Genomic DNA, 8,320 nt, shown 5'->3' with positions numbered 1-8,320 from the left:
CCAGACGTGACCGGCGGCGGCGGCGAGGGCCACGGCCGCCGCGATCCGGCCCTTGGCGGGCGGGCCGAGCCCCTCGGCGGGGGCGCCACCGGTGACGGCCCCCCGGGCGCACCGGGTGCCGCCCCCCGCCGCGCCCGCCGCGCCGGCGCCGAGGGTGCCGCCGGCGACGACCCCGGCGGCCTTGAGCGAGTACCCGGCGGCGAACCAGCCGATGACGGCGACCGGCAGCAGCGCCGGGATGCCGGCGTTGACATGGGCCAGTTCACCGGCGGCGAGCCGGCACTTGGCGCACTCCTCCAGATGCTTGCGCAGCCCGCGTTCGGCCCGCATCCGCAGCCCGCCGCGCGCGTAGGCGCCGAGCCGGTCCGCGTACCGGGCGCAGTCGCCGCCGGCGGTGAGGGACTGGCTGACGTGGGCCTGGAGGTAGGCCTGCTTGAGGCCTTCGCGGGCGCGGCTGGCGAGCACGGCGGTGGCGTTGGCGGTGAGGCCGAAGAGCGGCGCGACCTCGCTCGGGGACTCCTCCTCGACGGTGGTGTGCCACAGCACGGCCTGCCAGCGTTCGGGCAGCGAGCGGAAGGCCCGCATGGCGAGGGACTGCTCGGCCTCGTGCATGGCGAGGACGTCGGCGCCGAGGTCGAGCCCCGCTCCGAACGAGCTGTTCGGGTCGGCGCCCTCGGAGGCGCGGGCGGCCTCGGCCGCGAACACGGCGAAGTCCTCGACGAGGTGTTCCCGCTTCTGGGTCCTGGCCCAGTTCGCCGCGACCCGCCGGACGGTGGTCATCAGATAGGCGCGTACGGCCTGTTCGGGACCGGCGCCGCCCCGGACCGCCTGGAGGGTGCGGGCGAAGACCTCGGCGGTGAGGTCGTCGGCGGTGTGGGCGTCCCGGCAGCAGGTCCTGGCGTACCGGCGTACGGCCTCGGAGTGGCGGCGGAACAGTTCCTCGTACGCGGAGCCGTCGCCCTCCCGCATGAGCTGGACCAGCTCGGGGTCGGAGGGCGGCAGTTCGACGGGGGGCGGAAGGACGGTGTCGGGCTCGTCGGCCTCGGCGTCGTACGCGTCGTGCGCGGCACCGTTCTCGGCGGCCGCCCCCGCGACGACCCCGGAACCGGTACCCGCGCCCCACCCGGACCCTTTGCCCTCGCGCTGCTGGGGCACGCTCGCGTCGAGCGGCCCCGGCCTCCCCGGGGCCGCGGCCGCCTCCGGCGCACCGGAGAGGCCTCCCGGACCGCCCTGGCTCGGCACCTGCCGGGAGGGCGGGCCCCCGGTTTCCGCGGCGCCGCCGTCGCCCAGCGGCCCGTCCCGACCGTCACCGCTCATCGCGGAAGCCCCCGTACGCGTGCTCAGACCGAACACCGGTCAGCCTGCCACAGAGCGCGGGCACGCCGAAGCGCCGTGTCCACTTACCACTCGTCCGGGGCGACTTCGTGTATCCGGGCGTAACCGCTCACACGTTCGTGTCATGCTCGTTGGCCCGCCCGGACCACGAGAGCCCCGCGCACGGCCGAACCGCACCCGTGGCCGACTCCTGCCGGGAGCCGGTCCTGCCGGGAGCGGATGGCTGCTCGCGCCCCCCGACCGCCCGCGAGCCGACCCCTACCGGGAGCGCAGACCCTCGAGAAGGATGTCGAGGAGCCTGTTCGAGGCCGCCGCCTGCTGCACCGCGTCGGGCAGGGCCGGAGCGGCGGTCGCGATGACGAGGAGGACGTCCGCCACGGTCACGTCCGCCCGCAGCTCACCCGCCTCCCGCGCCCGGTCGACCAGCCGGCCGACGACCTCCAGCAGCTCCGCGGCACCCGCGTCGTCCCGCTCCTCGGCCGGTACGGCCCGGGGCGCGACCACCCGCGCGTCGCCCTGGTCGGCGACACCCCGCTGGTACGGCACCCGGGCGGCGTCGTCCGCGGTGTCGCCGAAGGGCAGCACCGTGGCGTCGTCCACACCCACGCGCAGCACCTGCGGCGGCAGGAGTCGTCCCGCGCCGGAGGCCACCGAGGTCCGCAGGAACCGGGAGAGCGCCGACCACGGCTCGTCCTCCTGGCCGAGCGCGGCCCTCGCCTGCTCGGTCAGCCGGGAGGTCTCCTCCTCGGCTATGCGCCGGACCAGCACGTCCTTGCTCGGGAAGCGCCGGTAGACGGTGCCGACACCGACGCGGGCGCGGCGTGCCACGTCCTCCATCGGAGCGCCGTAGCCGAGCTCGCCGAACACCTCGCGCGCGGCGCGCAGGACGTGCTCCAGATTGCGCTGGGCGTCCACCCGCAGCGGCGCGGACCTGCCGCCGGCCACCGGAGCGCCGTTGCGCTCGGAGCCGCCGGCGCCCGCGTGGAGGCCGTCGTCGACGGTCGCCGTCCCGGCGCCCGACTGCCATCGTGAATCCTGAATCTGCATAAGCGTTCCCCCGCTCATGATGTCTCCCCCCGGAGACTCCCCGCCCTGATACGGGGCTTCCGGTCGACGAGCGCTTCGGTCCACGCGCTCCCATCCGACACCCCGACGAGGTACGAACATAGTTGAGTCCGGGTCAATTCAGAAGGGGAAGTTCCGTACGGTGCGCCCCCCGATCGGAGCAAGGACCGAAACACTCCCTATTCCGGCCCCCCGCCGGACCCGGGTCGTCCACCCTGACCTGCGCCGTTTCCTCCGTACCCCCGCCGTGCGCCACCCCACGCCTCCCAACCCCTCCGGTCACACAATTTGTCAGGGCTGTGGACAAACCACGGACGGGGGTGCGTCATGGGACAGTGACCGAACCTGCGCGCATTCTCGTGGTCGGCGGTGGCTACGTCGGCATGTACACCGCGCTGCGCCTCCAGCGGCAGCTCAGGGCCGAGCTGAGAGCCGGCGCCGCCGAGATCGTCGTGGTCACCCCCGAGCCGTACATGACGTACCAGCCGTTCCTGCCCGAGGCGGCCGCCGGCTCGATCTCCCCGCGCCATGTCGTCGTACCGCTGCGCAGGGTCCTGAACCGCTGCCGGATCGTCATCGGCGAGGTCCGGTCCGTCGACCACGCCAAGCGGACCGCGACCCTCGCGACCCTCGCCACCGCCGAGGAGGGCACCGGCGCCGTCGACCTCTCCTACGACGAACTGGTCATCGCCCCCGGCTCGGTCTCCCGCACCCTGCCCGTCCCCGGCCTCGTCGACCACGCCATCGGCTTCAAGACCGTCGAGGAGGCCATCGGGCTGCGCAACCACGTCATCGAGCAGATGGACATCGCCTCCTCGACCCGCGACCCGGGGCTCCGCGACGCCGCCCTCACCTTCGTCTTCGTCGGCGGCGGGTACGCGGGCGTGGAGGCGCTCGCCGAGCTGGAGGACATGGCCCGCTACACGGCGCGGTACTACCACAACGTCAAGCCCGAGGACCTGCGATGGGTCCTCGTCGAGGCCTCGGACCGGATCCTCCCCGAGGTGGGTGAGGAGATGGGCCGGTACGCCATCCGCGAGCTGCGCGGCCGGAACATCGACGTACGTCTGGAGACCCGCCTCGACTCCTGCGAGGACCGGGTCGCCGTGCTGAGCGACGGGACCCGGCTGCCCACCCGTACCGTCGTCTGGACCGCCGGCGTCAAACCGGCTCCCGTCCTCGCCCGGACCGACCTGCCGCTGAACGAACGCGGCCGGCTCCGGTGCACCGCACAGCTCGCCGTCGAGGGCGCCGCCCACGCCTGGGCGGCCGGCGACGCGGCCGCCGTCCCCGACATCACCTCGGAGGAACCCGGCAAGGAGTGCGCGCCCAACGCCCAGCACGCCGTGCGCCAGGCCAGGGTCCTCGCCGAGAACATCGTGGCCTCCCTGCGCGGACAGCCGCTCAAGGAGTACGCGCACGCGTACGCCGGCTCCGTGGCCTCCCTGGGCCTCCACCAAGGCGTAGCTCACGTATACGGACGGAAACTCAAGGGATATCCGGCCTGGTTCATGCACCGCGCCTACCACCTCAGCCGGGTGCCCACCTTCAACCGCAAGGCCCGGGTCCTCGCCGAATGGACCCTGTCAGGCCTGTTCAAACGGGAGATCGTCTCCCTGGGGTCGCTGGAACACCCCCGCGCCGAATTCGAACTCGCCGCCGCACCGCCACCCGACCTCGGCGACAAGCCGTCGTCCTGACATCACTGTCAGTGCACTCGTCCACACTGGACGTGTGACCATAGGTGGACTCACACCTGCACAGCGTGACTCTGCACGGCACCGACACCACGAGGCATACAGATCCGTGAACTTCACCCGTTGGAGCGCCCGGCTCCCCGGCACACAGCGCCGCGCGGCGCGGGGGACCGAAGGCTCCGTGCCCGCCGCCCGCGGTGAGTACGCGCGGCAGCTGGGGCACCTCATCAACGAGGCCGCCGAGGCCGCCCAGGCCGAGGCCGCCGGCATTCCCGCCCTGGAGGACTTCTCCGTGCGGGAGCTCCTCGGCCGCCTCCCCGGCCTGGTCGCGCTCGTGTACGGCCCGGAGCACCGCATCGCGTACGTCAACGACGCCTACGCCGCCGCCTTCGGCCCGCGCCCCGCCGGCGCCACCGTCGCCGACACCTGCCCCGAGGCGGAGGAGCTCGGCCTGCTGCCCCTCATGGACCAGGTGCTGCGCAGCGGCAAGCCCCGTACGGTCAAGTCCCGTCGCACCCAGGACGGCGGCTCGTACACGGTCACGTGCCTGCCCGTGGACAGCGCCCACCTCGACGGCGGCGGAGTCCTCGTCCACGCCGCCGACGTCACGGACCACGCGGAGGCCGCCGAGCGGCTGCGGGCCAGCGAGCGCCGCCACCGCGAGACCGCCGTCACCCTCCAGCGCTCCCTGCTCCCGCAGGACCTGGAGCAGCCCGACGACCTGCGGATCGCCGCCACCTACCAGCCCGGCGGCACCGACGCGGCCGTCGGCGGCGACTGGTACGACGTGATCACCCTCGGCGCGGGCCGCACCGCGCTCGTCATCGGCGACGTGATGGGCCGGGGCGTGCGCGCCGCCGCCGTCATGGGCCAGCTCCGCACCGCCGTCCGGGCCTACGCGCGCCTGGACCTGCCCCCGCACGAGGTGCTCCAGCTCCTCGACGGACTCGCCGCCGAGATCGACGCCAGCCAGATCGCCACCTGTGTGTACGCGATCCACGACCCCAGCGAGGGCAAGCTGGTCTACGCCTCCGCCGGCCACCTCCCGATCCTCGTACGGGACGAGGACGGCAGCGTCCGGCAGGCCGAGGACCCGACGGGACCGCCGCTCGGCACCGGCGGCTGGCTGCACGCCTCCGGCTCGATCGCCCTGCCGCCGGGCTCCACCGCCGTCCTCTACACCGACGGTCTGGTCGAGCGGCGCCGCGAGGACATCGACGAGGGCGTGGCCGCGCTCGCCCGCGCGCTCTCCGGCGCGAGCGGCACCCCGCAGGTGGTCTGCGACCGGCTGCTGCGCTCCCTGGGAGTCACCGCCGAGCACGACGACGACGTGGCCGTCCTCGTCGTGCAGCACCCCTCCCGCAAGGGAGCGGACGCGGAGCTCTTCCACAACGCGGCCCTGGAACTCCTCGGCGGCGTCGAGGCCGCTCCCCGCGCGCGTGCCTTCGCCTCCGGGGTCCTGTCCTCCTGGCGCTTCCCGGTCGAACTGCGCGACCTGGGCGTCCTCGCCACCAGCGAGCTGGTGGCGAACTCCCTCCAGCACGGCACCCCGCCGATGCGGCTGCGGCTGCGCCGCACCGACCGTCGCCTGATCATCGAGGTGACGGACGGGGACGACCACCTGCCGCGCCGCCGCAGGGCGGAGACGGAGGACGAGGCGGGTCGCGGAATCTCGATCATCGCGACGATCGCCTCGTCCTGGGGGAGCCGCCGCACACCGGGCGGCGGCAAAGCGGTCTGGTGCGAGTTCGCCCTGCCGGACCAGCCGGCTTAGGGCCTGTCTTTCGGGCCGGGCCGGGCTCGCGGGCCCTAAGCGGCCGCGGTCTCGCTCTCGCGCACCGGCTCGTGCCGGGCGACCACCTTCGACGGCTTGTGGGCCAGGGAGGGCTGGTTCTGCTCCGGGGTCAGCTGCTTCCCGAGCCGCACGGCGAGGAAGGTGATGCCGAGCGAGAAGAGCACGAAGGTCACGATGTACGGACCGTGCAGCGCGGCCCCCATGGGCCCGCCCACGGCCGGACCGACGGCCAGCGCCAGCTGCTTGACCAGCGCGAAGGCCGAGTTGTACTGCCCGACCATCGACTCCGGCGCCAGATCGGCGACCAGCGGCGCCACGGTCGGCGACAGCATCGCCTCACCCAGCCCGAAGAGGGCGTACGTGGAGACGAAGGCCGCCGTCGCCATGGCCTGGCTGCCGTGCCCGAGGCCCGCGTACCCGGCGATGAGCCAGGCCAGGGCCCAGATCAGACCGACGGCCGCGATCACCCGGGAGCGCTTGCGGCGCTCGACGAACTTCAGCACCAGGAACTGGGCGGCCACGATCACCGCGGTGTTGGCGGCGAGGGCGATGCCGAGCGTCGACGGCTGGATGCCGGCGGCCTCGGTGCCGTACGCGGCGAGACCCGACTCGAACTGTCCGTAGCAGGCGAAGAAGAGGACGAAGCCGAGGACGCAGAGCTGCACCATCGCCTTGTGCCCGAGCAGCGCGCGGACACCGCCGCCCTTGCCGGCCCCGGAGGGACGGGCGTCCGGGAAGGAGGGGGAGCCGGGCATCCGCACGGTCCCGACGATCGCCGCCAGGACGAGGAACATCGCCGCCTCGATCGAGAACAGCAGGATGAAGCTGCCCGGACGGCTCGTGTCGACCAGCAGACCGCCGATCAGACCACCGACACCGAGGCCGAGGTTCTGCAGGAAGAACTGCATGGCGAAGGCCCGGGTGCGGCCCACCGGCGTCGAGCACCAGACGATCATCGTGGCGAGGGCCGGCTGGAGCACGGCCGTACCGGCACCGAGCAGCGCGGCGGCCCCCACGGCCGTCGGCACGCTGGAGGCGAAGCCCATCGCCACCGCGCCCACGGCGGCGACGACCGAGGCCACGAGCAGCACCGGCACGGGCCCGCGCCGGTCGATGGCCCGACCGCTGAAGGGCAGCACCACGAGCGCGGCCATGGCGAAGACGGCAAGAACGATGCCCGCCGTCGCCGCGCCCAGATCCCGCACCTGCGCCACGTACACATAGAGGTACGGCACGGTGAAGCCGAGTCCGAACGCGCTCAGCGCGCTGCCTGCCTGAATCCGGCGCATCGCCGCGCCCCTCGCCTTGGTCACACTCACCCACTTCGATCGCAGGTTCAGAGGTGTACCCCTGAGCCTTGAAGACTTAACTAGTAAAGTTAACGTCTTAACAGTACACACCGAAGGACTTCAACGCCAACGAGACCCGTGGGATACTCGCCTGCATGTCCGACAACCCCGAGCGGTCCGGCCCGCAGGCTCCCCAGGAGCCGAGCCTCGACGAGCAGATCGCCGCCTACCAGCGCGAGTTCCGCGACCTCGACCCCCAGGTCGAGAAGGTCGTCTCCGCCCTCGGCCGGCTGAACCGCCGAATGAACGTGGCGTACGGACGCCAGCTCGCCGACCTCGGCATCAGCAACGCCGAGTGGGAGGTCCTCAAGACCCTGGTCCTCGCCGGCGAGCCCTACCGGCTGGGCCCCGGCGAGCTGGCCAAGCGCCTCGGCCTCACCCCGGCCGCGATGACCCACCGCATCGACCGCATGGCGGGCGAGGGCCTGGTCACCCGCGACCGCGACGAGAACAACCGGGTCCGCGTCATCGTCGAGCTCACCGACGAGGGCCGCTCGAAGTGGCTGGAGGCCATGCGCATGGCCACGGACTTCGAGGAGGAGCTCCTGCAGGACCTCACCTCGGACGAGCGGGGTGTCCTCGGCGAGATCCTCATCCGCCTCCTCCGCCGCGTGGAACTCACCCAGCCCGACGCCGGCGGCCGCCTGACGGACCTCGACTGAGACCACCGGAGGGGGGTTGACACCCCCCTGCCGGATGCGTAGTGTTCTCCGAGTTGTCACAGAGCCGGAACGGTTCTTCGACGACCACTCCGCCGCTGATAGCGGCACCTCTACTCAGAACGATCTCCCCACCGGGAAGAATTTCGGCATGCCGAAATTCATTTCGAATGGCTCGATTATGAGCCGCCGGGGAAATCCGCTAGAGTTTGAGACGTCGGAACGGCCCAACAGCCGGAAAGACAAACCCCGCTGACTGGGAATCAGACGCCGAAAGGATCTGATAGAGTCGGAACCGCCGGAAGGGCCCGGAGCGAAAGCGAATGGGACCGGAAAGCACCGAGGAAATCGGATCGGAAAGATCTGATAGAGTCGGAAACGCAAGACCGAAGGGAAGCCCGGAGGAAAGCCCGAGAGGGT

At 72.5% G+C, this 8,320-nt stretch carries 6 protein-coding genes; 3 read left to right on the top strand and 3 right to left on the bottom strand.

From position 1 onward, the window contains the following. Both ABT129_RS37795 and ABT129_RS37790 read right to left on the bottom strand, forming a co-directional pair. Positions 1-1,317, bottom strand: a 1,317-nt coding sequence (locus tag ABT129_RS37795; RefSeq protein WP_351910765.1) for a sigma-70 family RNA polymerase sigma factor, incomplete at its 3' end; no start/stop codon positions are given. A gap of 276 nt (positions 1,318-1,593) precedes the next feature. Continuing rightward, positions 1,594-2,382 carry a TetR/AcrR family transcriptional regulator gene (locus ABT129_RS37790; protein WP_351910763.1) on the bottom strand — a complete coding sequence of 263 codons (789 nt, stop codon included), beginning with the start codon at positions 2,380-2,382 and terminating at the stop codon, positions 1,594-1,596. A gap of 353 nt (positions 2,383-2,735) precedes the next feature. Between ABT129_RS37790 and ABT129_RS37785 the strand changes: the two genes are divergently transcribed. Then, entirely contained in the window at positions 2,736-4,100 is a 1,365-nt protein-coding gene (locus tag ABT129_RS37785; RefSeq protein ID WP_502982043.1) for an NAD(P)/FAD-dependent oxidoreductase, read from the top strand. Between the two features lie 106 nt (positions 4,101-4,206). Next, complete coding sequence (locus tag ABT129_RS37780; RefSeq protein ID WP_351910761.1) at positions 4,207-5,871, top strand: ATP-binding SpoIIE family protein phosphatase; 1,665 nt, start codon at positions 4,207-4,209, stop codon at positions 5,869-5,871. A gap of 35 nt (positions 5,872-5,906) precedes the next feature. Here ABT129_RS37780 and ABT129_RS37775 read toward each other — a convergent pair whose 3' ends face one another. Beyond that, a complete protein-coding gene (locus ABT129_RS37775) occupies positions 5,907-7,181 on the bottom strand; it encodes an MFS transporter (protein ID WP_351910759.1) in 1,275 nt (424 codons plus the stop codon). Between the two features lie 155 nt (positions 7,182-7,336). On the opposite strand from ABT129_RS37775, the gene ABT129_RS37770 reads away from it, so the two are divergent. Further along, positions 7,337-7,903 (top strand): MarR family winged helix-turn-helix transcriptional regulator, encoded by a 567-nt coding sequence (locus ABT129_RS37770; RefSeq protein ID WP_030318311.1) that lies wholly within the window; start codon positions 7,337-7,339, stop codon positions 7,901-7,903. The last annotated feature ends 417 nt before the right edge of the window (positions 7,904-8,320 follow it).

It is taken from the genome of Streptomyces sp. NPDC002057 (assembly GCF_040296665.1).
In the GTDB taxonomy this organism is placed as follows: Bacteria; Actinomycetota; Actinomycetes; order Streptomycetales; family Streptomycetaceae; genus Streptomyces.
This window is presented reverse-complemented; position numbering and strand designations above follow the sequence as displayed.

Excerpts from the sequence above, each read along its gene's own strand:
- ABT129_RS37770 (WP_030318311.1), top strand. The coding sequence starts at position 7,337 with ATGTCCGACAACCCCGAGCGGTCCGGCCCGCAGGCTCCCCAGGAGCCG.
- ABT129_RS37790 (WP_351910763.1), bottom strand. The coding sequence starts at position 2,382 with ATGCAGATTCAGGATTCACGATGGCAGTCGGGCGCCGGGACGGCGACC.
- ABT129_RS37775 (WP_351910759.1), bottom strand. The coding sequence starts at position 7,181 with ATGCGCCGGATTCAGGCAGGCAGCGCGCTGAGCGCGTTCGGACTCGGC.